26 protein-coding genes are annotated in these 26,029 nt (G+C 61.3%); 7 read left to right on the top strand and 19 right to left on the bottom strand.

Features of this window, described 5'->3' with window-relative positions:
• Window positions 1-41: 41 nt before the first annotated feature.
• Complete coding sequence (locus tag AADA15_RS09005) at window positions 42-704, bottom strand: phosphoribosyltransferase (RefSeq protein ID WP_341641226.1); 663 nt, start codon at window positions 702-704, stop codon at window positions 42-44.
• 62 nt (window positions 705-766) lie between these two features.
• Window positions 767-1,072: a hypothetical protein gene (locus AADA15_RS09010; RefSeq protein WP_341641227.1), complete on the bottom strand. Its 306-nt coding sequence runs from the start codon at window positions 1,070-1,072 to the stop codon at window positions 767-769.
• Between the two features lie 63 nt (window positions 1,073-1,135).
• Here AADA15_RS09010 and AADA15_RS09015 point away from each other — a divergent pair, with 63 nt between their 5' ends.
• Window positions 1,136-1,471, top strand: a complete 336-nt coding sequence (locus AADA15_RS09015; protein WP_341641228.1) for an oligopeptide/dipeptide ABC transporter ATP-binding protein — start codon at window positions 1,136-1,138, stop codon at window positions 1,469-1,471.
• A 26-nt stretch (window positions 1,472-1,497) separates the two neighbouring features.
• Here the strand turns inward: AADA15_RS09015 and AADA15_RS09020 are convergent, their stop codons facing one another.
• The 6 genes from AADA15_RS09020 to AADA15_RS09045 all read right to left on the bottom strand — a co-directional run bounded on the left by AADA15_RS09020 (window position 1,498) and on the right by AADA15_RS09045 (window position 8,528).
• Window positions 1,498-3,441: an FAD-binding monooxygenase gene (locus tag AADA15_RS09020; protein ID WP_341641229.1), complete on the bottom strand. Its 1,944-nt coding sequence runs from the start codon at window positions 3,439-3,441 to the stop codon at window positions 1,498-1,500.
• Window positions 3,442-3,631: 190 nt separating this feature from the next.
• Window positions 3,632-4,078 carry a molybdenum cofactor biosynthesis protein MoaE gene (locus tag AADA15_RS09025; RefSeq protein WP_341641230.1) on the bottom strand — a complete coding sequence of 149 codons (447 nt, stop codon included), beginning with the start codon at window positions 4,076-4,078 and terminating at the stop codon, window positions 3,632-3,634.
• Window positions 4,079-4,082: 4 nt separating this feature from the next.
• On the bottom strand, window positions 4,083-4,328 hold the full coding sequence (gene moaD / locus AADA15_RS09030) for a molybdopterin converting factor subunit 1 (protein WP_341641231.1): 246 nt from the start codon (window positions 4,326-4,328) through the stop codon (window positions 4,083-4,085).
• Window positions 4,328-4,999: a CDP-diacylglycerol--glycerol-3-phosphate 3-phosphatidyltransferase gene (pgsA, locus tag AADA15_RS09035; RefSeq protein WP_341641232.1), complete on the bottom strand. Its 672-nt coding sequence runs from the start codon at window positions 4,997-4,999 to the stop codon at window positions 4,328-4,330. Before pgsA ends, moaD begins: the two co-directional genes overlap by 1 nt.
• A 116-nt stretch (window positions 5,000-5,115) precedes the next feature.
• A complete protein-coding gene (locus AADA15_RS09040; RefSeq protein WP_341641233.1) occupies window positions 5,116-7,416 on the bottom strand; it encodes a TRAP transporter permease in 2,301 nt (766 codons plus the stop codon).
• A gap of 56 nt (window positions 7,417-7,472) precedes the next feature.
• Window positions 7,473-8,528 (bottom strand): TAXI family TRAP transporter solute-binding subunit, encoded by a 1,056-nt coding sequence (locus AADA15_RS09045; RefSeq protein ID WP_341641234.1) that lies wholly within the window; start codon window positions 8,526-8,528, stop codon window positions 7,473-7,475.
• Between the two features lie 140 nt (window positions 8,529-8,668).
• Here AADA15_RS09045 and AADA15_RS09050 point away from each other — a divergent pair, with 140 nt between their 5' ends.
• A complete protein-coding gene (locus AADA15_RS09050) occupies window positions 8,669-9,178 on the top strand; it encodes a MarR family winged helix-turn-helix transcriptional regulator (RefSeq protein WP_341641235.1) in 510 nt (169 codons plus the stop codon).
• Window positions 9,175-10,821, top strand: a complete 1,647-nt coding sequence (locus AADA15_RS09055) for a sulfatase-like hydrolase/transferase (RefSeq protein WP_341641236.1) — start codon at window positions 9,175-9,177, stop codon at window positions 10,819-10,821. Before AADA15_RS09050 ends, AADA15_RS09055 begins: the two co-directional genes overlap by 4 nt.
• A gap of 8 nt (window positions 10,822-10,829) precedes the next feature.
• On the opposite strand, the gene uvrC is transcribed toward AADA15_RS09055, so the two are convergent.
• From uvrC to AADA15_RS09095, 8 genes are all read right to left on the bottom strand, one after another.
• Complete coding sequence (gene uvrC / locus AADA15_RS09060; protein ID WP_341641237.1) at window positions 10,830-12,707, bottom strand: excinuclease ABC subunit UvrC; 1,878 nt, start codon at window positions 12,705-12,707, stop codon at window positions 10,830-10,832.
• Window positions 12,708-12,998: 291 nt separating this feature from the next.
• Entirely contained in the window at window positions 12,999-13,775 is a 777-nt protein-coding gene (locus AADA15_RS09065) for an SDR family oxidoreductase (protein ID WP_341641238.1), read from the bottom strand.
• A gap of 34 nt (window positions 13,776-13,809) precedes the next feature.
• Window positions 13,810-14,763, bottom strand: coding sequence for a calcium/sodium antiporter (locus tag AADA15_RS09070; protein ID WP_341641239.1), 954 nt, complete (start codon window positions 14,761-14,763; stop codon window positions 13,810-13,812).
• 171 nt (window positions 14,764-14,934) lie between these two features.
• On the bottom strand, window positions 14,935-15,732 hold the full coding sequence (locus tag AADA15_RS09075) for a S49 family peptidase (RefSeq protein WP_341641375.1): 798 nt from the start codon (window positions 15,730-15,732) through the stop codon (window positions 14,935-14,937).
• A 279-nt stretch (window positions 15,733-16,011) separates the two neighbouring features.
• Complete coding sequence (locus AADA15_RS09080) at window positions 16,012-16,773, bottom strand: ABC transporter permease (protein ID WP_341641240.1); 762 nt, start codon at window positions 16,771-16,773, stop codon at window positions 16,012-16,014.
• Window positions 16,770-17,699 (bottom strand): ABC transporter ATP-binding protein, encoded by a 930-nt coding sequence (locus tag AADA15_RS09085; RefSeq protein WP_341641241.1) that lies wholly within the window; start codon window positions 17,697-17,699, stop codon window positions 16,770-16,772. Before AADA15_RS09085 ends, AADA15_RS09080 begins: the two co-directional genes overlap by 4 nt.
• A gap of 128 nt (window positions 17,700-17,827) precedes the next feature.
• On the bottom strand, window positions 17,828-18,334 hold the full coding sequence (locus AADA15_RS09090) for an SRPBCC family protein (RefSeq protein WP_341641242.1): 507 nt from the start codon (window positions 18,332-18,334) through the stop codon (window positions 17,828-17,830).
• A 123-nt stretch (window positions 18,335-18,457) separates the two neighbouring features.
• Window positions 18,458-19,378, bottom strand: coding sequence for an alpha/beta hydrolase (locus tag AADA15_RS09095; RefSeq protein WP_341641243.1), 921 nt, complete (start codon window positions 19,376-19,378; stop codon window positions 18,458-18,460).
• A gap of 154 nt (window positions 19,379-19,532) precedes the next feature.
• Here AADA15_RS09095 and AADA15_RS09100 point away from each other — a divergent pair, with 154 nt between their 5' ends.
• Window positions 19,533-19,973, top strand: coding sequence for a winged helix-turn-helix transcriptional regulator (locus AADA15_RS09100; protein WP_341641244.1), 441 nt, complete (start codon window positions 19,533-19,535; stop codon window positions 19,971-19,973).
• A gap of 105 nt (window positions 19,974-20,078) precedes the next feature.
• Window positions 20,079-20,741, top strand: coding sequence for an NAD(P)-dependent oxidoreductase (locus AADA15_RS09105; protein ID WP_341641245.1), 663 nt, complete (start codon window positions 20,079-20,081; stop codon window positions 20,739-20,741).
• Window positions 20,742-20,963: 222 nt separating this feature from the next.
• Here AADA15_RS09105 and AADA15_RS09110 read toward each other — a convergent pair whose 3' ends face one another.
• Window positions 20,964-21,824 carry a crotonase/enoyl-CoA hydratase family protein gene (locus tag AADA15_RS09110; protein ID WP_341641246.1) on the bottom strand — a complete coding sequence of 287 codons (861 nt, stop codon included), beginning with the start codon at window positions 21,822-21,824 and terminating at the stop codon, window positions 20,964-20,966.
• A gap of 71 nt (window positions 21,825-21,895) precedes the next feature.
• Complete coding sequence (pobA, locus tag AADA15_RS09115; protein WP_341641247.1) at window positions 21,896-23,077, bottom strand: 4-hydroxybenzoate 3-monooxygenase; 1,182 nt, start codon at window positions 23,075-23,077, stop codon at window positions 21,896-21,898.
• Between the two features lie 93 nt (window positions 23,078-23,170).
• Between pobA and AADA15_RS09120 the strand changes: the two genes are divergently transcribed.
• The gene (locus tag AADA15_RS09120) at window positions 23,171-24,031 is read left to right on the top strand and encodes a helix-turn-helix domain-containing protein (RefSeq protein ID WP_341641248.1); all 861 of its coding nucleotides are present in this window, start codon (window positions 23,171-23,173) and stop codon (window positions 24,029-24,031) included.
• Between the two features lie 5 nt (window positions 24,032-24,036).
• Here the strand turns inward: AADA15_RS09120 and AADA15_RS09125 are convergent, their stop codons facing one another.
• The gene (locus AADA15_RS09125) at window positions 24,037-24,669 is read right to left on the bottom strand and encodes a TetR/AcrR family transcriptional regulator (protein WP_341641249.1); all 633 of its coding nucleotides are present in this window, start codon (window positions 24,667-24,669) and stop codon (window positions 24,037-24,039) included.
• 173 nt (window positions 24,670-24,842) lie between these two features.
• On the opposite strand from AADA15_RS09125, the gene AADA15_RS09130 reads away from it, so the two are divergent.
• Complete coding sequence (locus AADA15_RS09130) at window positions 24,843-26,027, top strand: lipid-transfer protein (protein WP_341641250.1); 1,185 nt, start codon at window positions 24,843-24,845, stop codon at window positions 26,025-26,027.
• Window positions 26,028-26,029 lie beyond the last annotated feature (2 nt).

Here is a 26,029-nt window from a genome sequence, read left to right on the forward strand (position 1 = left end):
TTTGTTTCCTTGGTCGGTGAAGCTGTTTCCTGTCGAAGGTGTCACATACGATCCTGCTTCGCCAAGCCCTCGGCTTCATCCAGCAGGGTGATCACCTCGGCGTCCGGGGTCTGTGGGAAGTCGGCGTAAAACCGGCCGATGGCACCAAAGGGCACCGGCTGGTGCAGGCAGATCAGCTCATCCACCTCTGCCGCAAGGTCCCCGGCCACATCGGGCGGTGCAACGGGCACGGCCAGCACCAGCTTTGCGGGACCCCGTGCGCGGACCGCCTTCAGCGATGCGCGAACCGTCGCGCCTGTTGCAATCCCATCATCAACGACGATCACCGTGCGTCCCTCCAGCGGAGGCTGGCTCCGTCCTTTGAGATAGAGCGCCCTGCGACGCCGGATTTCCTCCAGCCGGGGTTTGGACATTTCTTCGATCTCTGCCCGCGACAGGCGGAAGGAACCGGCGATCGCTTCGTTCACGACAATCTGCGGAGCGTCTCCATTCACGACGGCCGCCACCGCGAGCTCCGGCTGGCCCGGCGCGCCGATCTTGCGGACCATCACCAGATCCATTGGAGCCTTCAGTGCACGCGCCACCTCAATCGCGACGGGCACGCCGCCACGTGGCAAAGCCAGGATCACGGGCGCCTCGTACCCTTTGGCCACCAGCGCAGCTGCCAGCGCCTTGCCCGCTTCGCTGCGGTTCTGAAAGATCATGGCGGTGCCTCCCTGCTGCATCCCCTCTCCCGAACGGGGTGCACCAGAGGTATCCCATTGGGTCAGGCCACTCCTTGATCGACCTCAATGCAGCAGGCCGCCGCCCACCAATCCTCGCAGGTCTGCGCCCAGGCACGATCCGCAAGGCCACTCCCCGAGAACATCGTCGCAACAAACCGCAAACCGATCATGCACCAGCACCCAAACCGGACCACTTTGGCGGGACTGATCCGGTGGAAGCGGGTCCGGCTGCGGGTGTTGAAATCCTGTTCCAGCGTGAGGACCTGCTCCGGCTCGACGATCAGGCGATGCGGGCACGTCGTCGGGATATTCATCCGATCCATCCTCTCGCGCACGATATCCACCACCCGCAATCTTGGATTTAGGAAAGAACAGGGATCCTGAAAGATCAGATGAACCTTTTGGCACGGATGAAACGAGCACCGGCTCTGTCCTACCTTTTCATCAGCCACGACCTTGGAGTGGTGCGGCGCCTCTGCGATGATGTGGCGGTGTTGCACCTCGGACAGACCGTCGAACGGGCCAGCCGCGAGGATCTGTTTGACAGTCCCAAGCGCCCCTACACGCAGGCCCTGCTGGCGGCTGCACCCTCATTGGCGCGCCGCAAATCCTTAGGATACGTGCGTCCACTCAAACTGTCAGGCGATCCGCCAAGCCCGGTCAACCCGCCCAAGGACTGCACTCTTGCGCAGCAGCGCTGCCCCAAGGCGCAGGAGATCTGCCGACAGGAGCAACCAGTTCTATAGGCCTGCAGCGCGCCCCATGTCGCCTGTCACTTTGCCGCGGCCTGAACGCCACGCAGACCACTGGGCAGGATCATGAAGGCGTCAAAGAACCGGCCGAGCTGCTCATGAGCATCAAGCGGCAGCACCTGGGCCACATGCTGGTCCGGGCGCACCAGAACCATGCAGCCTCGGATGCGGTCAATGCCGCGCATGTCAAAGATGTCCTGACCTGATTTCAGATCCGGGCAAAAGACCTTTTCATAGTCGCGCAAGCCGTATTTGCCTTTGAGCGGACGCAGAAGGCCCGGCATGTCGCCCGGCGTCAGGCTGCGGAAATCCTGTTGCAGCACCGCGCGCAGATCCAGAACCGAGTCGATGTCGGAATCCGCTGGCGTGTAGCGGCGCACTGGGGATGTTTCATCCGTTTCCAGGAACCGACACAAAGAATGAAGCCTGCCCCCTTCGCCGCCCCGGTCATCCGCACCCGCGAAGGCAAAAAGCCGCCAGCGTCCATCGGCCCGCACCACATGCCCCAGATGCATGGGCCGTGCATCAGAAAGCCGGATGACCGGCGCCGAGTGGAACCGCATGCCCAGCGGGAAACCTGTGGCGAGGGCCTGATGGGTATCCTCACCGGTCAGAACCGAGGGCGCGTATTGAATGGCCGTCCCGGCGGTGAACCGCCCGTGCTGCACGAAATACTTCTGGAACTCTTCGGGATCGACGCCATCCTTGTTGTCGCCCGATTTGGGTTTGGCACTGAACATGCGGGCGAACTCGCGGTCGAAATCGATCAGCATCTTGGCCACGCCCTGCCGTTCGGCAGAGTAGCTGTGCAGGATCTCAGGCACGGCCTGCCCGCGCAGCACGGCAGCAAGTTTCCAGCCCAGATTGAACCCGTCGCGCATGGAGACATTCATGCCCTGCCCCGCCTTGGGGCTGTGGGTGTGACAAGCATCGCCCGCGATGAAAACATGCGGGAGTTGATGGTCGATACTCTCTACCGGGACATCGTCGAACTTGTCGCACAGCCGCTGGCCGATCTCATAGACCGACCACCAGGCGGTTTCCTTCACCTCCAGCGTATAGGGGTGCAGGATCCGCTTGGCCGCCGCCACCAGTTTATCGAGCGTGATGTTGCGACTGGCGACCCGTTCATCCGCTTTCAGCTTGTCCAGCTCGATATAGAGCCGGACCATGTAGCCACCCTCGCGCGGGATCACCAACAGGTTGCCCTCTTCCGCCGAATGCACGGTGGCCTTCATGCGGATATCGGGGAAGTCGGTGACCGCAAAGACATCCATCACGCCCCAGGCCTGATTGGCGGAATCCCCGGTCAGCTTGCGCCCGATCGCCTCGCGTACGCGGCTGCGCGCGCCATCGCAGCCCACCACGTATTTGGCGCGCAATACATGGGTTTCGCATTCATGGCCTTCATCTGTGCGCTCCAGGGTCACGGTCAGGGGATAGTCCGCGCCCTGCTCCACCTTCAGATCCTTAATGCGGTGATTGTACCAGGGTTCCAACGCGGTGGGCGCATTGCGCATGGTCTCGAGGAAAAAGTCATGCACCCGCGCCTGGTTGAGGATCACATGGGGGAACTCCGAAAGCCCGTCTTCGGTATCCTGAATGCGACCGCTGCGGGTGATCTTGGACGGCTCCTCGGCATCTGGGCGCCAGAAGGTGGTTTCATTGACCCAGTAAGCCTCTTTCAGGATCTTTTCGCTGAACCCGAAGGCCTCGAACATCTCCATCGAGCGGCAGGCAATCCCATCCGCCTGACCGATCTCAAGAGGGCTGGATTTCTGCTCTACGATCCCGGTACGAATGTCCGGGAATGCCGCAAGCTGGCTGGCCAGAACCAGCCCTGTGGGGCCGCTGCCGACAATCAGAACATCCAGTTCATCGGGCAAGGTCCCTGCATCAGCCAGACCTGCCTTTGGTGAAACTGCCGGATCACCGGGGCGAAAACCGTTCAGATGATATTGCATGCGTTTTCCCTCCGCGGCGCGTCACTTGATAAGCACACTTACGTAATGGGCACCCCATGGTCAATCAAAATTTATAAGCATACTTACCTTTTATGGGCCTAAAACCGCTTCCAAGCGCCTATGTTCGGACAAGGCACCATCCCTTTATTATTTGCTTTCAGATCCTTATGAGGCACCCAGAGAGGCAGGTTTACCACCGCTTGAGCGCATCCTCATCTGCGTCCTTTGCGGCAACCCACTCCGCCTCTCCCCCTTTCAGGATTTCCTTCTTCCAGAAGGGAGCGCGGGATTTGAGGTAATCCATAAGGAATTCAGCCGCCTCAAAGGCGTCCTTTCGGTGGCGCGCAGCGGTCGCGACCATCATGATCCGATCACCCGGAACCAGCCGTCCATGGCGATGGATGACCAGCGCATCGGCCAGATCCCAGCGGGTCATCGCCTCCGAGGCGATCTTCTCCAGCGCCTTCTGGGTCATGCCCGGGTAATGCTCGATCTCCATCGCGGACATCTCGCCGGTGTCAGCCTCGCGCACAACGCCAGTGAAGGTGACAACCGCGCCTGCGCCAGCGACCGCATCGGCGAATGCTTCGGTCTCTGCCCCCAGATCGAACGGGGCCTCCTGAACCTTGATGCGCATCGCCCTAGCCCCCTGTCATGGGCGGAAAGAAGGCAACCTCGCGAACCCCTTCAAGGGAGGCATCGAAATCCGACAACTCCTGATCGAGCGCCACGCGCAGGGCCGACAGATCGGCAAAGGCCGCCTCATAGCGCGGCTCGCGCGCGCGCAACTCCGCAACCAGATCCGAGACCGTGGCGGCAGAGGTGTCGATGGTCTCGCGCGGCAGACCGATCCGCTCACGCACCCAGGCAAAATACAGAATGTCCATCAGCGGCTCTCCTTCAGATGCGGCAGGGCCTTTTTCAGATAATCCACGCCGGTGATCAGCGTGAGCGCTGCGGCGATCCACAAGAGCCACAGGCCGATCCGACCAGTCCAGACCATGCCATCGTACTTCCAGCGCAGGCCCACCGTATCCTCCACACTCCCGGACAGCACCTCTGAAATGAGAGCATCATCCATCCCGAAGGAGGACATCACCAGATAGTGCTCAAACACGCCCTGACAAAACAGCGCGGCAATGGCGGTCATCTGCGCCGTGGTCTTCCACTTGGCCAGTTGTGTGACCTTCAGCGTACCAGCCGTGTCACCAAGGTATTCGCGCAAGCCCGACACGAACACCTCGCGAAACAGGATCACTGTCGCGGGCAGCACAAGCCAGGGGGCCCAGTGCTCTGCTGCATAGCCAACCAGGATCATCAAGGCGATCACCACCATGGCCTTGTCCGCGATGGGGTCCAGCATGGCGCCGATCTTGGTCTCCTGCTTCCAGGCCCGCGCCAGATAACCGTCGAACCAGTCGGTCACAGCCGCACCCACAAACAGGAGCAGCGCAAACCAGTCCGCCAGCGGGCGATTGAAGTAGAGGAACATGATGGCAAGACCGGGTGCAGCAAGCAGACGCAGAACGGTCAGGATATTCGGCAAGGTCCATATCATGGCGGCACATTATCCCGCTGTTTCAGAAGTGGAAAGCGGGACAATGCAAAATTCGCCTCTTGTCCGACCGGCGCTTGGCGATCCCGGTTGGCGACGAGGCGGCGCAATGCTGTTCCTTACGCAGTCTCGGGGGCCTGTTGTGATCTGGACAGCAGGGCGTGCGCCGCAATCAGTGCAAGCGCCAGCGCAATACCGATCCACATCACCAAGGCCGTTTTCCACAGCACCAATACGGCCGCAAGCAGGCGCAAGACGATCTCCCATCGGGCAAGCAGCCCACGGTCAAACCGCGCCAAGGCCGAGGCCATGAGATAAAGCGCCAGCACCAACCGCATCCCCAAGAGCGTCAGCGTAATCAGATTGACCGTGCCGGAGTACCCTTCGATGAGGACACGGCGGCCCATATCATCGGTGATGGTCACGGCTTCCTCGATCAGCAAGAGTTCTGGATACCAGGCAAAGACAAAGGGGATGGTGAACATCACGATCCCAACCCGCACCGCAGCAATGCCTGTGCGCATCGGCTCGGTCCGGGTGATCGAGGCGGCGGCAAAGGCGGCAATGGCGACCGGCGGCGTGATGGCCGAGGCAACCGCGAAGTAGAAGACAAACATATGCGCGGTGAAAAAGCTAACGCCAAGGTTCGCCAGCAGCGGCCCCAGCAAGAGCGCCACATTCACATAGGCAGGCACCGTCGGCATCCCCATGCCCAGGATGATGGCGCAGATCATGGCGCAGGTGAGCGCCAGCATCAGGTAGACCCCGCCGACAATCGGGATCTCAAAGCCAAAGAGACGCAGAATCTGCGCCTGCTCCAGCCAGGAGGTGACGGCGCGTGTCAGCTCTCCGGTCAGACCGCTTTCGTTCAGGAAAGCCGAAATGATCGACACCGCGAACAAGAGCAGGAAGAGACGCGATATGAGGATCCCGCCATCGGCCAGCGATATGAGGATCTTTGACGGTTTCGCGCGTGTTTCGGGATCAAGGAACAGGAGTGGCAGCAGCACCGCAACAGCCCACCACCCTGCCGAGACCGCATCGCCCGTGGCGTTGGTGACGATCTGGGTCACGAACGTCGGCATCAGGGCCGCAAAGACGCCGACGCCAACCGCATCCTTGCTGCCCAGAAGCAGGAACAGGATTGTCAGGATCGGCAGGAAGATGATGACAAGGTTCAGCCAGTCCTGACGGTGCATCACCAAATCCTCGGGGATCTCGCGCATCGCCTCGACCCGCTCGCGCCGGGCCTGGAACATCACTGCCAGGAAGATCGAAAAGAAAAACGCCATGGCGGGCAGGAAGGCAGCCGTTATCACCTTGGTGTAGGGAACCGCCGTCAGTGCAACCAGCACAAAGGCCGCCACTCCCATGACCGGCGGCATGATCTGCCCTCCGGAGGAGGCCGCAGCCTCGACCCCGCCCGCAAACTGGGGCGAAAACCCGTTGCGCCGCATCATCGGAATGGTCAGCCGCCCGGTGGACAGCACATTGGTCACAGGACCGCCGGTGATGGTGCCGAACATGGCCGAGGACACGATGGCGGCATGGGCCGGACCGCCGCGCAGATGCCGTGTCAGCCGTACCGCCAGTTTGATCAGAGATGTTCCTCCAGCAGAAGTGCCAAACAGCGCGCCAAGGATCACGTAAGGAAAAACCTGGTTGACTACGATATCCATGAAGCGCCCCATGAACCCATCCGGGGTGATGAAGACATTGGTGGCCTTCTGGATCGCCGCAGCGGTGACGTCTCCGCCATCGGCGCCAAGCTTGGTCAGAAGGAAGTTGTTGTCGCTGAGATCAAAGATCCAGATCAGCGCCGTCCCCACCGTATAAAGCACCACGATGCTGGCCACCGCCACCAGCGGCAGCCCCCAGACCCGCACGTTATAGAGAAAGAACAGCGTGATGATGGTGAACAGAAGCGGGATGATCCAGATCCCGAACCGCGCCTGACAGGCGGGCACCTCGGCCTCAAAGGAGATCCCCGGAATGACACCCGCAGATCGCTCGGCGGCCTCCTTGATCAGACGCGCCCGTTCACCGGTGATCTGGTCGATCAGGCAGACCGAGTCGATCTCGACAAGGAATCCCAATGCCGCCAGAAAGGCCGCCAGGATCAGCCCCGCATCCATCAGCAGACCCAGCCACGCCAAATGCGGCCTGCTCTCCTTCCAGGCCCTGTAGACACTGGCATCGAGCGCCACGATGAGCATCATCAAAAGAAAGACTGGCGGAAAAAAGACCTCAGGCGGAAAACCGGAGACCCGGAAAAACGGACGCCCCGTGACCTCGCGCGCCCAGTCCTGCAGGCCAGGGATTTCCGGCATCGTGTTGATCATGCCAACAAGCACAAGGGCAAACGCAAGCACCACGGCAATGCGCTGACCGACGGGCCGGGAGGGAGTGATATCTGTCATGGCACCGGACCCCTGCAACGGGCAAGGCCGCCAAAGCGACCTTGCTGGACTGCTGATTACGGACGCAGGCAGTCAGCAATTTTGTGACCGGCATCCTCGAAAGCACGGATCGCGCCGGGGTGCATCTTGATCTGGACCGCACCACAGGCCCCCTGGCTGACGCCATCGATGTCGCCAAAGCTGAGCCGCGTGTATGGCCCGCGCGGAGAGCCCTTGAGAAAACGCTCCTCGCCCTCAAGGTAGGCCTTGGTCACCGCATAGACGAGTTCCTCATCCAGCCCTGCCGGCACGATCTGACCAAAGGCAGTGGCGAAACTGTCAAAACTGTCATCGTCAGTGACAATGGTGATGTCATTGCCCGCATAGGCCGCGCGAAACTCCTCAACCGGCACCGAATAGGGCGCATGGCCCGGTGCGGCCAGGATCTGCTGGCCCAGCTTGCTGGCCAGAAGGTCGGACGGCACGTCGTGAATGGTGATACCGCCCGCAGCCGCAATGGCGATCTGTCGGCCAGAGGGCAGACCTTCGGGGATCGTCCAGGCATCGGCGCCGCCGCCAGTGATGGTGGACACCGTATCGGGCCAGGGCGTCTGGATCCCCTCATAGCCTTCGCCATCCTTGATGCCGGACAAAAGCTGGATCATCGCCCTTCCTGAGGTCAGCGCCGCACCCCGCGGGGGGCCGTTCCAGATGCGTTTTCCGGCCAGATCGCGAATGTCGTCGATGGGGTTGCTATTGTAGTAGCCCAGCATCTGCGCCGAGCCGGCGTTGAAGAAGATCACCCGGATATTGGCGGCCAGTTCCGCGCCCTTCTCAGGGCCGATACCGCTGTAGGGACCGATGCCGCGCGACAAAAGGAAGGGCAGGATCAGCGGCGCGGGGGCCATGTCCAGCCGCCCTTCGGCCACCGCCTGCACCGAATTGGTCAGCGTCGCGCCTTCGGTGATCTGCAGGGTGGCGACGCCCGCACTGTCCAGCACCGCGGCAAGCGTCGAATCGATATAATGTGGCGTCGAACCCGGCGTCGTGGTCTCGGCGGTCAGCGTGGCCTGGGCTGCGGCCGCCATAGGGGCCAGCGCCAGCGCGCCTGCAAGAAGCGTCTGTTTGATCATGAGTTCCTCCCTAAGGTGCCCGCCCTCCTCCAAAGACGGATGCCCCCTGCTGCGGGGGTCATGTTTTCAGGCTTGCAGAAACTATATGACTTGTCACCAATTATTTTTTCGGGCTTTATCAGGGCAATGGGAGGAAGAGAATGAGCAAGCCCACAGAACGGGACATCGCGCGGATTCGTGCACGGCAAGCGCGCGAGGATTTCAACATCTTCTCTCGCCTGCCCGCGGTCTACGCCGCCTCGCGCAGCCAGGGACAGAAGTTCCTGCAAAAAGGCGGTGGGCTGTCGATTGTGGAATGGCGCACCCTTTGGGACCTGCATGAGGTCGGGCCGATGACGATCCGCGACCTGGCGACAATCCAGCGCGCCGACCATTCCCTCCTCAGCCGCGCCCTGCCTGAGATGCGGCGCAAGGGTTTCGTGACCATGCGCCGCGATGTGCAGGACGGACGGCAGACCATTGTGGAAATCGCCGATGCAGGTCGCGCCGCCTATGAACGCGCCGCCCCGGTGATGGCACAGCGCCGCGCCGCGCTGCGCGGGGTATTCTCGGACGAGGAGATCACCGCCTTTGTCGGCTATCTCGATAGGATGGAAGAGTTCCTGCGCATCCCCATCGAAGAGTTTCTGGAAGAGGACCCCGTAGAATGACAGACCGCCCCAACGTGCTTTGGATCATGGCAGACCAGCTGCGGTTCGACTACCTCAGCTGCTATGGCCATCCGCACCTGCACACCCCCCATATCGATGCGCTGGCCGCGCGTGGCGTGCGCTTCACCAACGCCTATGTGCAATCGCCGGTCTGCGGCCCCTCGCGGATGTCGGCCTATACCGGGCGCTATGTGCGCAGCCATGGCTCCACCTGGAACGGCATGCCTCTGCGCGTGGGCGAGCCGACCCTGGGCGACCATCTGCGCGAGGTGGACGCCCGTGCGGTTCTGGTCGGCAAGACCCACATGACCGCTGACGCCGAGGGCATGGCCTGGCTTGGCATCGATCCCGGCAGCGAAATCGGCGTGCGCGTCTCCGAATGCGGGTTCGAGCCTTTTGAGCGCGACGACGGGCTGCACCCTGATAGCCCACGTCAGAACTGGTCTGCTTATGATGACTATCTGGAGGCGCATGGGTTCTCCTCCGACAACCCGTGGGAAGACTTTGCCAACTCAGGCCTGGATGACGATGGTGAGTTGCTCTCGGCCTGGCTACTCAAAAATTCCCGCCTTGCCGCCAACGTGCCAGAGGAACATTCGGAAACCGCCTATATGACCGACCGCGCCATGGCGTTTATGGAAGAGGCCCAAAAGGACGGGCGCCCCTGGGTCTGCCACCTCTCCTATATCAAACCTCACTGGCCCTATATCGTGCCCGCCCCCTATCACGACATGTATGACGAGCGGCACATCATTGATCCGGTGCGATCCGAGGCCGAGCGGCAGACGGATCATCCGCTGATGCAGGCCTATCTCGATGCTCGGGTGTGCCGCAGTTTTGCACGCGATCACGTCCGCGAACATGTGATCCCCGCCTATATGGGGCTGATCAAACAGCTGGATGACAACCTTGGTCGGCTGTTCGCATGGATGGATGAAAAGGGCCTCAACGAGAACACCATCGTCGCCTTCACCTCGGACCACGGCGACTACATGGGCGACCACTGGATGGGCGACAAGGACTTCTATCACGAGATGGCCGTGAAGGTGCCGCTGATCATTGCCGATCCCCGCACCGAGGCAGATGGCACCCGCGGGCTGGTGACGGATGAATTGGTCGAGATGATCGACCTGGCACCCACCTTCATGAACGCCGTCGGCTGCCCTGCCAAACCCCATGTGATCGAGGGGCGCGACCTGACGCCGATCCTGCATGGCAAGGACGTGTTCTCGCGCCGCTATGTCATCAGCGAACATGACTATCACTGGTCCGACATGGCCCGCACGTTAAAGCAGCCACAGGAAGACGCCCATACCACGATGATCTTTGACGGGCGCTGGAAATACATTCGCTGCGAAGGCTTCCGCCCGGTCCTGTTTGATCTTGAGACCGACCCGCAGGAGGTCACGGACATCGGCGGATCGGACCTGCCCGAACATGTGGAGGTGCGGGCGCGGATGGAGGCCGCGCTGCTTGAGTGGGCAACCCGACACCACACCCGGATCACCGCAACCCAGACAGTGCTGGCACGACAGAAGCTGGCGGCAGAAACCGGGATCCTGATCGGGTTCTGGGACGAGGCGGAATACAAAGAGGTGACCGGCAAGGCCTTCGAGGACCTCACGCCTGCGGGCCGTCCCTGAGACGCCGCTCAGCCCTGGCCGTGGAAGTGGTCGTAGATCCGCTCGGCCAGGGCTGCTGAAACTCCCTCGACCGCCTTCAGATCCGACAGGTTCGCGCGGCTCACCGCCTTGGCGCTGCCGAAATGCGCCAGAAGCGCGCGTTTGCGGCTTGCGCCGACGCCTGCGATTTCATCGAGCGGGGTTACCCCCATGGCCTTGGCCCGTTTGGCCCGGTGGGTGCCGATGGCGAACCTGTGCGCCTCATCCCGCAGGCGCTGGATGAAATAGAGCACCGGATCGTTGCGTTGCAGGGCGAAGGCGGCCTCTCCTGGGCGGTAGAATTCCTCCTTGCCGTGATCCCGGTCCACGCCTTTTGCAACACCCACCATGGGGATGTCCTGCACGCCGTGCTCCTCCATGATCTCGGCCACGGCCGACACCTGCCCCGCGCCGCCATCAATCAGCAGAAGATCGGGCCACATCCCCTTTTCGCGGTCGGGATCCTCTTTGAGAAGACGCGAAAAACGGCGGTTCAGCACCTCTTTCATCATGCCGAAGTCATCGCCCGGGGTCAGATCGTCGCCCTTGATGTTGAACTTCCTGTAGGCGTTCTTCATCAGCCCCTCGGGGCCCGCCACGATCATTCCGCCAACGGCATTGGTGCCTTGGATATGGGAGTTGTCATAGACCTCGATCCGCTGCGGCGGCCCCTCAAGGCCGAAGGCATCCGCCAGCCCCTTCAGCAACTTCGCCTGCGTCGCGCTTTCGGCCATGCGTCGGGCCAGGCTTTCGCGGGCGTTACGAACGGCGCCTGCCACCAGTTCCGTCTTTTCGCCGCGCTGGGGCACCAGGATCTCGACCTTATGGTCTGTCTTCTCACTCAGCGCCTCCTGCATCAGATCCGCGTTTTCGATGTCATCGGAGAGGATCAGCTGCCGCGGCGGTTCCTTGTTGCTGTAGAATTGGCCCAGGAAGGCCTCCATCACCTCGGCTGGACTGTTGTCCACATCCACACGCGGATAGAAATCCTGATTGCCCCAGTTCTGGTTGGCGCGAATGAAGAAGACCTGCACGCAGGCCTGCCCGCCTTCCATATGCAGACCGATGATATCGGCTTCGGCCACGCCGCGCGGGTTGATCCCTTGCGAAGATTGCACCTGAGTCAGCGCCTTGATGCGGTCGCGCAAGGCGGCGGCGCGTTCGAACTCCATCGCCTCTGAAGCTTCCATCATCTGCTCGGCCAGTTCCTCCTGGATCTTGGTCGAGCGCCCGGACAGGAACCGCTCTGCATCGCGGACCGAGGCGGTATAGTCCTCGGCACTGATCTCGCCCGTGCAGGGCGCCGAGCAGCGCTTTATCTGGTATTGCAGGCAGGGGCGGGTGCGGCTCTCGAACATCGCGTCCGAACAATTGCGCAGAAGGAACGCCTTTTGCAGCTGGTTCAATGTCCGGTTCACTGCCCCTGCACTGGCAAAGGGGCCGAAATAGCTGCCCTTCTCCTTGCGCGCGCCCCGGTGTTTCTTGATCTGGGGAAAGACGTGATCCTTGGACACCAGGATATTCGGGAAGCTTTTGTCATCGCGCAGCAGCACGTTGTACTTGGGCTTCAGCTGCTTGATGAGGTTCTGTTCGAGCAGCAGCGCCTCGGTTTCCGTCCGGGTGGTCAGAAACATCATCGAGGTGGTGAGCGCGATCATCCGCTCGATCCGGGGGCTGTTTCCCGGACGCGTGTAGTTCGAAACCCGCGCTTTGAGGTTGCGCGCCTTGCCCACATAAAGGACCCGGCTTTCCGCATCCAGCATCCGATAGACACCGGGCGAGGCATCCAGCGTCTTCACATAGTCCTGGATAACAGCATAGCCGCTGCGGGGTGTTTCTGCAGTCTGATCGCTCATGTTCTGACACATATGATTCTCAGCATGTCGCTGCAACGATTGCGCTCCGGTTTCAAGAGCATACAAATCCACGACTCCTGTGGATAACTATGAAGATATCTTCGGGCTATCCGGCATTTTCCCTTGTTTCCCGCCGATTTTTGGCGATTGCCTAAAAATTGAGCGAACATTTAACGCATTGATTTTTAACGTTTCTTTTTGCGACACCGGACAAGGTTCTGAAAACAAAGGCACTTTTGTAACGGGTTTGTGAAACCCAATCCTTACGTGCACAACTTTCCTTAAGGACACCCGTTTTGCAGCTCACTCCAGCCCGACGACATCCGGCGTCTCCCATGCCAGATGCTGTCCGCCATCCACACAAATCAGCTGCCCGGTAACGGCGGGCGCTGCGAGGAAATAGTCCAGGGCCGCCGTAATATCCTGCAGGTTTGCCCCCCTGCCCAGCACCGTGCTGGCCCGCTGACGGGCGAATTGATCCGGGCTTTGGCGCGGACCTTGCAGGGTTGGGCCGGGGCCGATTGCGTTGACACGGATACCAGGCGCCAGGGACTGCGCCGCCGTTTGCGTCAGCGTCCACAACGCCGATTTTGCCAGCGTGTAGGTCATGAATTCAGGTGTAAGCGCCCGCACACGCTGGTCGATCATATTGACCACCAGTCCCCAGGCAACCGGCTCACCGCTGCCATCGACAGGCTGCGCCATATCCTGCGCGCACATCGCCTGGATCAGCTGAAAGGGCGCGCGCAGATTGCTGCCGAAATGGCGGTCCCAGCTTTCCCGCGTCGCCGTTTCGATGCTGTCATGTTCAAAGATGGACGCGTTGTTCACAAGGCAGGTAATCGGCCCGCCCAAGGCTGCTGCCGCTGCCGGCAGAAGGGCCGCGGCCTCTGCCTCTCGCAAAAGGTCCGCCTGCAGCACTTCGGCCTTGCGCCCCAACGCCCGGATTTGCGCGGCCGTTTCATCAGCCTCACTGCGCGAGGTCGCGAAATGCACGGCAACATCATAGCCCCGGCGCGCCAGCGCAACTGCCATGGCCTGCCCTAGGCGCTTACCCGCACCTGTCACCAAAGCCCGCATGCCTGCCTCCCTGATTATTGGTCTCCCGGTCTAACTAGAGCAGCACCCACAGGTAGACCACATAAAGCCCGGTCAAAAGCACGCCCCAGCGGCGGGTGATATCCTTCTTGGAGAAAACGAAGGGAACGATGATCAGCGAGGCCGCCAACATGACCCAAAGATCAAAGCGCAGGAACTCTGGGTCAACCGAGATCGGCCCCACAAAGGTTGCAATACCGATGATGGCCAGAAGGTTGAACATGTTAGAGCCGATCACATTGCCCAGCGCAACATCGGCTTGCCGCCGCAGGGCCGCCATGACCGTGGTTGCCAGCTCCGGCAGGGATGTGCCGATCGCAACCAGCGTAAGACCAATCACCGTTTCGCTGATGCCATAGGTTCTGGCGATGATGGTGGAGTTATCAACCAGAAGATCCGCACCCAGCGGCAGACCGATCAAGCCCAGGACCAGATAGACGGAAATCCGCCAGAACGGCATGTCCGGGTCGGCTTCTTCGATGTCCTCCAGGTCATCTTCCGATGCTTCGGAACCATTTCGGCGATGAGCCCGTGCTTCGCGGAAGGCCCCGCCCAGAACAAAGGCCAGCCCACCAAGCAGGATCAGACCCGACCAGACCGTGAAAACTCCGAAAAAGGCGAGGGCAATGAACAGGGCCGACGCAACCAGCATGTAAATGTAGTTTTTGCGCGTGTCGCATTCGCTGGTGTGAAGCCGCGACATGATCGCAGGCACCCCCAGCACCAGCAGGATGTTCGCCGTGTTGGACCCCACGACATTGCCAAGCGCAATCCCGTCGGCCTGATCCATGACCGCGCTGATCGCGATCAGCAGCTCGGGCGCCGATGTGCCGAACGCGACGATGGTCAGGCTGACGATCAAGGCCGGCACGCCCAGTCGAAGCGACAGGTTCACCGCCCCGCGCACTAGGGCATCCCCCGCCAGCAAAAGGATCACCAGCCCCAATGCACACAACAGCCAAGGCATCATCGCTTCTGCCCTCCCTTTCCGCAGGCGCAGGGGCCCTTGCCGATCTTGAAGCGCCCGCAGGATTGGCAGCGCGCGGACTGAAGGCGCTTCTGCCCCGGCATCCGCAGCTTTCCGAACATGGCCATTACCGCCATGACTACAAGGAAAATGGAAACGATCTTGAGTATCACGTCAGAGGCCAAACCGCGCGAACTGCGCGCGCTCCTCGATCCCGCCCAAGGCGTCTTGCGCAAGGCGCACACCAAACCGGCTCAGGAAGGGGCGTTTCATCCCGTAGCGGCGGATCCGCACCTTATCGCCGTAGCGTTCCTTCAGCTTTGGCATCAGGTGACCAATGCCGTCGATCAGTCCAAGCTCCTGCGCACGGCGGGCCAGCCAGACCTCTCCGGTGAACAGATCCTGATCCTTGCTCAGCGCATCGCCCCGGCGCTGGCTCACATGATCGATGAAATTGGTGTGGATATCGTTCAGCAGCCCCTTGAGACGCTCGACATCCTCGGGGTTTTCGGGGCGGAACGGGTCCAGCATGGATTTGCTTTGCCCGGCCGTATAGACCCGGCGCTCCACCCCCTGGCGCGCCAGCAGCACGTGGGCGCCAAAACCAGCCGAGATCACACCGATCGAGCCCAGGACCGAGCTTGCATCGGCCCAGATCTCATCCGCCGAGGCGGCAAGCCAATACCCGCCCGAGGCTGCCACATCCTCGACAAAGGCAATCACCGGGATCTCTTTTTCTTCCGCAAGCCGCCGGATCCGCGCCCCGATCAAAGAGCTTTGCACGGGCGATCCACCGGGAGAGTTGACCTCCAGCGCCACGGCAGCGGGCTTTCCCTTGCTGAAAGCACGTTCCAAAACCGGCGCCAAGGCGGCATCGCTCAGGCTGCCCCGTCCCGGCATGCCGATCGCGCCGGACAGGCGCACGACAGAGACAAGAGGCGGTCTATTGGTAAAGGGTATGCGCAGCTTCATGGCGCCGATGTAGAATGCCCCCCGGCCTGAAACAAGGTCCATGGCAAAGGGAATTCCCACTCAAGGCAAAAAGGCGCAAGGGAACGGGCAAATTTGCAACGAAGATGCTGATTGAGAGCGCAGATCCGCAAGCACGGGATGTGACAAGACCAGGTGGCGACATGCGCGCGGCGTGCATCCGCACGCCGCCGGGCCCAAGGCCGCCAGGGTGGTCCGGCACAGCCGGGGGCACCTGCGGGCGCGGGAGCCCTCCCCTTCCCCGGCCTATCCCCGCCGCAGTCAGGACCGGATGCGCCAACCGGTTTTGAAGATCCACCAGATCACCGCAAGACACATGCAGGTAAATCCGCCGATTGCCAAAAGGCTCGTCACCACCGGCACATCCGAGGTGCCAAAGAACGACCAGCGAAAGCCCGAGATCAGGTAGACCACAGGATTGAACAGGGTGATTTTCTGCCAGATCGGCGGCAGCATCGAGATCGAATAAAAAGACCCGCCCAGAAACACCAGCGGCGTGACGATCAACAGCGGCACCAGTTGAAGCTGTTCAAAGTTCTTCGCCCAGATCCCGATGATGAAACCCAACAGCGCAAAGCTGAGACAGGTGAGCAACAGGAACAATACCATCGCGCCAGGGTGCGCGATGCTCAGATCCACAAACAGCGACGCCGTGCCCAGGATGACCAGGCCAATGAACAGGGCCTTGGTCGCAGCTGCCCCGACATACCCCAGAACGATCTCAAGGAAACTGACCGGCGCTGACAACAACTCGTAGACCGTACCGATGAACTTTGGAAAATAGATCCCGAAAGAGGCGTTCGAGATGCTCTGCGTCATCACGCTCAGCATGATCAGCCCCGGCACGATGAAAGCGCCATAGGCGATGCCTTCAACTTGGTCGATCCGGCTGCCGATGGCAGCACCAAAGACGACGAAATAGAGCGAGGTCGACAGCACGGGCGACAGGAAACTCTGCATCAACGTGCGAAAAAAGCGTGCCATTTCAAATCGATAGATCGATACAACTGCGACCCAGTTCATGACTGTTCTCCTGCGACAAGACCCACGAAAATGTCCTCAAGGCTGGACTGACGCGTCACCACATCCGCCAGCACAAGGCCTGCGCCCGCAACATCGTTCAGAAGAGACGTGATGCCTGTGCGCTCGGCACGCGTGTCGTAGGAATAAATGAGGGCAGTTCCATCCTGCGATAGCTCCAGTCCGTAGGCGGACAAACCCTCGGGGATTGCCTCGATAGGGGCATTCAGCTGCACCTCAAGCTGCTTTTGGCCCATCTGCGCCATCAGCGTAGCCTTGTCCTCGACCAGCAGGATCTGCCCCTTGGTGATCACACCCACCCGGTCGGCAATCGCCTCTGCCTCTTCGATGTAATGTGTGGTCAGGATGATGGTCACGCCGTCCGCTTTCAACTCGCGCACCACCTCCCACATGTCCTTGCGCAGTTCCACATCGACCCCGGCGGTGGGTTCATCGAGGAACAGGATGCGCGGCTCGTGGCTCAGCGCCTTGGCAATCAGCACACGTCGCTTCATGCCGCCCGAAAGCTCCTTGATCTGGCTCTTGCGCTTGTCCCAGAGCGACAGCTTTTTCAGGATTCCCTCAAGAAGGGCATCGTTCCTTGGCTTGCCGAACAGCCCGCGCGAAAAGCGCACAGAATTCCACACCGTCTCGAACGGCTCAAGGTTGATTTCCTGCGGCACGAGGCCAATCAGGCGGCGCGCGGCGCGGAACTCTTGCGCGATGTCGTGCCCACCCACAGTGATACTGCCGGAAGTGGGCGTGGTGATGCCGCAGACCGTGGAGATCAGCGTCGTCTTGCCCGCTCCGTTCGGCCCCAAAAGGGCCAGGATCTCACCCTCTTCTATCTCGAGCGAGGCGCCTTTCAGCGCCTCGAACCCGCCCTCATAGGTCTTGCGCAGATCGTGAATGGACAGGATTGTGGACATGACATCTCCCTCTTGCCTTTTAGGCCGTACATTGCGCCACGCTACCCAGCGGCAGCGCTCCCGGCCACTGATGAGACGCGCAGCCAACTGTGCGCGCATGCAGGGGGAAACCTCCCGTCAGTTCCTGCTCAGGCGCCGGTGATTTTCTTGAACCAGCCCTTTTTCTCTTCTGAGGGCTCTTCACCGTCTTTACCTTCCGGGGCGAGGTGGGTCTGCAGATTTACAAAGAACTGGTCCGCCATCTTTTTGGCAAAACCGTCGATGATCCGGCTGCCCAGCTGCGCCAGTTTGCCTCCCACCTTGGCCTCGACCTCATAAGACAGCAGCGTTCCACCCTCCGACGGGGACAGGCTCACCACCGCTCCGCCCTTGGCAAAGCCCGCAGCGCCGCCCTTGCCCTCACCGGCGATGGTCAGCTTTTCACCGGGCACGAGGTCAGAGAGCGTCACTTGCCCTTTGAAGGTGGCTTTCACCGGACCGACCTTTTGAGTGACAGAGGCTTCAAACCCGTCTTCCGGCGATCCGGTGACCTCGGTTGCGCCCGGCACGCAGGCTTTTAGAACCTCGGGCGTCAGAAGCGCGGCATAGACCTCGGCCGGGGGGGCTGCGATTTCTTTCTGGTCACTCATCTGCATGGCGGGTCCTCCGTATTGGCCTCTGTTCGGCAATCATATGCTGCACCAGACGTAACCGAGGCCGACCACCTCTGCCAAGCAGGAACCGGATGTGTTGCCCTGACCCGGCACCGCAAGCATTCATCAAGCAGGGGCTTTGCCTTGCGGCGCCAGATGCTCCACCACACGAGAAATGACCACCTCATCCCGCAAGATGCGCCCATGTCCCAGACCGGCAGTCACATGCAGCCGGGCACCGGGCCAGCTGTCGGCCAGTGCCCGCCCCTCGGAGACCGGAACGATCTTGTCGCCATTGTCATGCACGATAAGGGCGGGTTGCGACAATCCCGGGGCCAGATCCGTGCCCTTCAGCGCGCTGAACGGAACGCCGTAGCGCTGCTCAAGCCTGCGTTGCGCTCGATATGCAACACGCTCTCCAAAGCCCAGGAGCCGCGCCACCTTGCCAAGGTACCGCTCAAGATCTGTCGGCGGCGCCAAGAGCGCAACGCGCCGAACCCGCATGCCCCGCGCAAGCGCCGCAACCGTGGCAGCCGCGCCATTGGAATGGGCCACGATGCCATCCAGCGGCCCCAGATGCGCGGCGACCTCTTCTGTCACCCAAAGCATTTCCGGCAAAGAGCTGCGCCGCCCTTCTGCGGCACCATGGCCGGGCGCATCAAAGGCTACCACGCGAAATCCCGCCGCAACCAAGGGCGCGGCAAAGCCGCCAAGCTGCGCGGCGCGCCCCGACATGCCGTGCACCAAAAGGACCGTCGGCAACGGCGCCTCATCCAGCACACCACATTCGCGCGGCATGGTGCGCCATTCATAGAGCGGGATCTCGGCCCCCGACTTCAGCCGCATGGGGCGCGCGGCCGCTGCGGTGAGCCATTTCTTTTCCTCGGATGACAGCTTTTGCCGCCGCGGCGTTGTGAACACCCGCGCCAACAGCGCTGACGCCGCAGCCGGAGAGATTGCTCCAAGCATCCCGGACACGGCCTGAATCACCGAAAGCAAAGGGGGCGGGCGGCGGTTTTGTTTCACCGTCGGGGTAACACTGACCATATCTGATCTCCTGTCCGTTCAAGGTCGCCATAGCCGCGCTTTGGGCCGGATGCGACGCCGGTCACAATATTGAGTTCCAATTTAGAACTCATTATCAGTTCCATTTGAGAACCTTGTCAATCCATGGTACAAGCGCCTTATGAAATGGCATGACATGAAAGACGCCGCCTGTCCCGTTGCCCGGGCCATGGGCGTGATCGGAGATCGCTGGACCTTGTTGATTCTCAGGGAATGTTTTCTGGGCGAACGCAGGTTTGACGGCTTTCAGAAGCGGCTAGGCATCACCAGACACCTTTTGGCCGAGCGGCTGAAACGGCTTGAGGCGATGGGACTACTGGACCGCCATCCCTACCAGGAACGCCCCTTGCGACACGAATATAGATTGACCGATTCGGGCAAAGCCTTCGCCCCGGTCATGCTCTCCCTGCAGGATTGGGCCCGAAAACACCTGCCCAGCGAGGATACGCCGCCCATTTCCTTTGCCCTGCGCGATGGCGGTGCGGAAATCGACCCGGTCCTGACCGACAGGCAAACCGGACAGGAGCTCAATCACCGCACGGTTCTGATACACCCCCGCAAAGCCTCCACTCCCTGAACTTGCCCCAAAGCCGCATCTTCGGCCGCAGGTATTAGGTAGGTATTTATCTTGACGTCAAGATTTATGACGACTATCTCGACGTCGAGACAAAAGGAGATGCACATGAAAATCGTAATTTTTGGCGCAAGCGGCGCCGTCGGAAATGCAACCCTTCAGGAAGCGCTCAACCGCGGACACAGCGTCACTGCGGTCGCCCGCAAACCGGACCGGGCCCCGAGGGTGCAAAGTGTTTCACTGGATCTGCTCGACCAGCCAGAGGCCGCAGTCGACCTCGCAAGAGGCCATGACATACTGATCAGCGCCTTGCGACCTGCCGAAGGCCGTGAAGCGGATCTGGTGCCGCTGACCCGCGCCGTACTGGAGGCCGCGCGCGCGAATGGCATTCCCGCCCTGATCACCGGAGGCGCTGCCCTGTTGAAGCTGGCGGACGGCAGCGGCCACACTGTTCTGAGCGCCCCCGGCTTCCTGCCGCCCGTGGTGCGCCCCATCGCGGAAGCGTGCGCCGCACAGGATGCCTTGCTCGAGGAAGATACAGAGACATGCTGGACCTGCCTGCGCCCTCCAGCGATGCTGCTCGAGGCCGAGCGCCGTGGCCAGTATGCACTGGGCACCGACACGCTGGTGACCGATTCGGAAGGCCAATCGCAGATTTCATACGCGGATTTCGCGGTAGCCATGATGGATCTGGCGGAGGCGCCCCACTCTGCGCGTCGACGCCTGACCGCTGGCTGGAGCGCTCCCGCGCCCGTCCTGCAGGCCGAATGAAAACGGGCCGAGGCTGGCTTGGGTCCGGCAGCGCGCCTTGCGCGCTGCGTTCCCTCCGGATCGCAACCCGGCACCACGATCCTAATCTCCCCGCATCGCGGCACCGCGCCGCGCCCCCGGGCGCGGCGCCAGGCCCAACGGCAGAAGATCATCCCGGATGATCGCCCTGCAGGCGGGAGACCTCCCCTGCACCGTCAGGAAGGGACCATAGTGGAAATCTGCCTAGCGGTTTCCTTTGGGGATTTCCTCTTTGAGCGTCCAATCGTAAGTGCCTTCGTCCCGCTCCCGGACCGTCTGTTTCCAGCCCATCTCTTCAGACCGCTCCTTGAAGGCGATCCCTTCGGGAGAGTGCCGCGTGATTCCGTCAAAAATCGTCGCAAGCCTCTGGGTCTGCATCATGCCCGTCTGCTCGATAGCCTGGTTGATCACCATCTTCTGCATGGCAAGCTGATTGATGGGAACCGTTGCCATCCGTGCCGCCAGCTCCTCTACTGCGTCGTCCAGGCGCGCCTGAGGCACGGCTTTCAACACGAGCCCCATATCCGCCGCCTCGCGCCCTGAGATCTTGTCACCGGTGAACAGCATGCGCTTGGCTTTTTCGGCCCCCAGCCGGTAGACCCACATGGCCGTCGTCGGACAGCCCCAGACGCGGGCCGGCATGTAACCGATCTGGGCCTCCTCGGCCATGAGTGTCATATCAGCGCACAGCGCAATGTCCGATCCGCCCGCCACGGCAAAGCCATGGACCTTGCACACCACAGGCTTCACCGCCCGCCAGAGCGACATGAAGTGCTGGGTATTCTCCCACATGAACCGGTAATCCTTGATCGGATCCCAAGGCATCGGCTGCGTCGCCTCACCCGATCCGTTACCTTCGGCATAATAGGCCAGATCGTAGCCTGCGCAGAAGGCCTCCCCCGCGCCCGAAAGCACCATCACATGCACAGCCGGATCTGCATCCGCCCGCGCCACCGCGGCGGCAAGGTCCTGCGGCATGCGGTCGTCGATGGCGTTCATCACCTCTGGCCGGTTGAGCGTAATCCGCGCAATCCGGCCATCTGTTTCATAGGCAACTGTACTCATGGCTTTCCTCCCTCTGATCCCGAAGAGAAAAGCATGCCCGGCCTCCGATACGAAGCCGGGCGAACGCAACGTCAGTAGGGCAGGCCGACGTAATTCTCCGCGAGCGACGCCTGCGCGGCCTCGGAGGAGAAGAGGTAATCGAGATCGGCGCATTGCAGGCGCTGATCAACCTCTTGAGCCTCCGGGAAGAGATGCAGCAGATTGGTCATCCACCAGCTGAACCGCTCGGCCTTCCAGACCCGGGCCAGTGCCTTTTCGGAATACCCGTCAAGTCCCGCACTGTCGCCCTTGAGGTAGTGATCCATGAAGCCGTGATAGAGATAGAAGATATCGGAGGCCGCCGAATTCAGCCCCTTGGCCCCCGTTGGCGGAACGATGTGAGCCGCATCCCCGGCGAGGAACAGATTGCCATAGCGCATCGGCTCTGCCACGAAACTGCGCAGGGGGGCGATGGATTTCTCGATCGTCGGCCCTGTCTCCATCGCCGATGCGACCTCTTCCGGCAGGCGGCGCTTCAGCTCCTCCCAGAACGCATCGTCCGACCAGTCTTCCGGTTTGTCCGTGAGTGGGACCTGGATGTAATAGCGGCTCAGCACCTGGCTGCGCATCGAGCAGAGCGCAAAGCCGCGCTCGTGGCGTGCATAGATCAACTCGGGCGATACGGGTTTGGTTTCGGACAGCACCCCAAGCCAGCCAAAAGGGTAGACCTTTTCGTATTCCTTCAGGACGTCAGACGGGATCGATTTGCGGCTGACCCCGTGAAAGCCATCGGCCCCGACGATGAAATCGCAGTCCACGCGATGCTCTTCGCCGTCCTTTTCGAAGGTCAGATAGGGGGCATCCGATTTCAGATCATGCGGCTGCACATTGGCCGCTTCATGGATCACCACACCAGCCATCGCATCGCGAGCCGCATAAAGATCGCGCGTCACCTCGGTCTGCCCATAGACCATTACGGTTGCACCATTTGCATGTTTTTCCAGATCGATGCGATCGGTACGGCCCTGATGCGCGATATAGAACCCTTCGTGGATTTCGCCTTCGGCGTCCATACGGTCCGAACAGCCCGCCTCCCGCATCAGATTGACGAAACCACGCTCCAGAACCCCGGCGCGGATACGCCCCAGGACATAGTCGCGGGTCTGCCGCTCCAGCACGATGCTATCGATGCCTTTGCGATGCAAAAGCTGCGACAGAAGCAGGCCAGACGGCCCCCCACCAATGATTGCGACCTGGGTTTTATGAACAGTCATTTACGCGCCTCCGTTGCAAAGTGGAGGGCACTATGGCGCCAAAGACTGAATTTGCGAATGGACCATCCGCGCAAGTTCTTGTACATTTCGCACATGACAAACGCGCTTCAGATCCGCAGCTACAACCTGTTCGGGGAAACGGACGAACTGGCCGATGTCCTGCATGTGGAAACCATCCGCTCGCGCTCGGAGCAGCACGACTGGGAACTGTCCCCGCATCGTCACGCCCGGCTGCATCAGGTCCTGTTCATGACAAGCGGCGGCGGAACGGTGGACCTGGAAGGGACCTCTCACCCGCTGCCCGCTCCCTGTTTCGTCAACATCCCGCGCGGCGTCGTGCATGGCTACCAGTTCGAACCGGATACCAGCGGCTGGGTGGCGACGCTGCCTTCGGACCTTCTGGACCACTCGATCCGAAATGGCGAAGGCGTGCGCAAACCCCTGGAGCACGCCTGCGTGAAACCCCTGCCTGCGGATCTGCGGACCCTGGCGGAAACCCTGTACCAAGAATACCACGGGCAAAGCTTTGCACGGGCCCAGCTTCTGCGGTCCCTGGCGGGCAGTCTGACCGCGCTCGTTGCCAGGCATATCCACAACGCCCTGGGACGCGCACAGACAGACGCAAGCAACCCGATCTTTTCCCGCTTTGAAGCCCTGGTCGAGCAACACTTTCGCAGCCGCAGGCCGCTCGCGGACTACGCCAGTGATCTTGCGGTCTCTCCCACGCATCTCAACCGGATCGTGCATCAGGTAACCGGCCAATCAGCCTCGCATCTGGTCAATGAGCGGATGCTGCGTGAGGCCCGCCGGATGCTGCTATACACCTCGCTCAGCGCCGCACAGATCGCCTATGAACTGGGCTTCAGCGATCCGGCGCATTTCAGCCGGGTGTTCACCAAGGGAACGGGCATGCCGCCGCGCCGGTTCCGCACGCAACTGGGCGAGAGCCCCTGATCGCCTCAATCCTTCTGTGATCGCGGCGTGGGCAGCAGACCATTCAGGATCATAGTGAGGTACTGTTCAGCGATTTCCTCATGGGGCACCGGGCGCGGTGTTCGATTCCAGAAGGGGATCCAGTTCAGCGCACCGAACACCCCCGCCGCAACGAGACGCGGATCGCAGTGGTGGATGACACCTTCGCGGATACCCTGCTCGATCAGCGCGCGCAGTTGAAAATCGACCCGTGCCTTGCCCTCATGAAGCGCTTCGCGCCGCTCGGGCGACAGGCTGTGCGGGCGCACCATGGCGAGGCTGGCGCCAAGATCTGTCGACACCCATTCGCAATAGCCCCGGATCAGGCGCGAAATCCGCTCCTCGACGGGCAGGGTCTCATCACGGCTGATCTCCATAACCTCGCCGAGGAACTCAAGGCTCAACTGATGACAGCCGAACAGGATGTCTTCTTTGCTTTGCACATAATAGTAGATGGTTCGCTTGGTGATGTTGAGCGCCGCCGCAATGTCCTCAAGCGAGGTCTGCTCGTAGCCCTGATCATTGAACAGGCGGGCACCGGCCATCAGAACCGCGCGCCGCTTGATCTCGCGCTGCGCACTGCGGCTGTCCGCCGTTTTCGTCCAGGTCCTGTTCCCCATCGCACATACCCATTCCGCCGTCAGCACACTGGCCAGCCGTCCTGTTGACGCCCGGTAATTACACTCATGAGTTACACACTTCTTGACAGTTTGCCCAGCCCGAACCGAAAGTAACCCGCAAGTGTAATTTCGACTCGCGCAGTATTTTGACGCGCAAACGGGAGAGAAAGCCAATGTCTGCAAATGTGATGGTCGCCGGGGTGGGCATGACCAAATTCGCCAAGCCCGGCCAGAATGAGCCCTATACCGACATGGGCGCCGCCGCAGTGCGTGATGCGCTGAAGGATGCGGGCCTGCCCTATGACGCGATCCAGCAGGCCTATGCGGGCTATGTCTATGGCGACAGCACTTGCGGGCAGGCTGCGCTTTACAAGGTGGGCATGACCGGCATTCCCGTAATGAACGTGAACAACAACTGCTCCACCGGGTCGACCGCCCTGTTCATGGCGCGTCAGGCTGTGGAATCAGGCGCTGTCGATGTGGCCCTGGCGCTGGGGTTCGAGCATATGCAGCCCGGCGCGCTGACCTCGCATTGGACAGACCGGCCCAGCCCCTTTGATGCGTTCGATGCCGAAACTGATGAACTGGTCGGCAACCCGCAGATTCCGCTGGCGCTGCGTTATTTCGGCGGTGCGGGCAAATCGCACATGGAGAAATACGGCTCCACCATGCTGGATCTGGCCCGCATTCGCGCCAAGGCCAGCCGCCATGCGGTGAACAACCCGCTGGCCCTGTTCCGCAACGAGCTGACCCCCGAGGACGTCCTCGAAAGCCCGATGATCTGGGACGGCGTGATGACCCGCCTGATGGCCTGCCCCCCCACCTGCGGCGCGGCGGCTGCCGTCGTGGTCAGCGAAGCCTACGCCAAGAAACATGGTCTCAACAGTAATGTGCGCATCATTGGCCAGGCGATGACCACCGACTACGCCAGCACCTTCGATGATCACGACATGATGAAGGTGGTGGGCTATGACATGACCGCTGCGGCCTCCAGACAGGTGCAGGAACAGACCGGCATCGGCATCGAAGATGTCGATGTGGTCGAACTGCACGACTGTTTTGCCCATAACGAGATGATCACCTACGAAGGTCTGGGCCTCTGCCCCGAGGGCGGCGCCTCCAAGTTCATCGCCGATGGCGACAACACCTATGGCGGCAAATACGTGACCAACCCGTCGGGCGGGCTTTTGTCCAAGGGGCACCCGCTGGGCGCCACAGGTCTTGCGCAATGTTACGAGTTGACCCGCCAGCTGCGTGGAACGGCTGGCGGCACTCAGGTCGAAGGCGCCCGCACCGCGCTACAGCACAACCTCGGCCTTGGCGGCGCTTGTGTCGTCACAATGTATCAGGCGCAGTGAGG

The sequence above is a fragment of the Phycobacter sedimenti genome, from assembly GCF_038148855.1.
In the GTDB taxonomy this organism is placed as follows: Bacteria; Pseudomonadota; Alphaproteobacteria; order Rhodobacterales; family Rhodobacteraceae; genus Phycobacter; species Phycobacter sedimenti.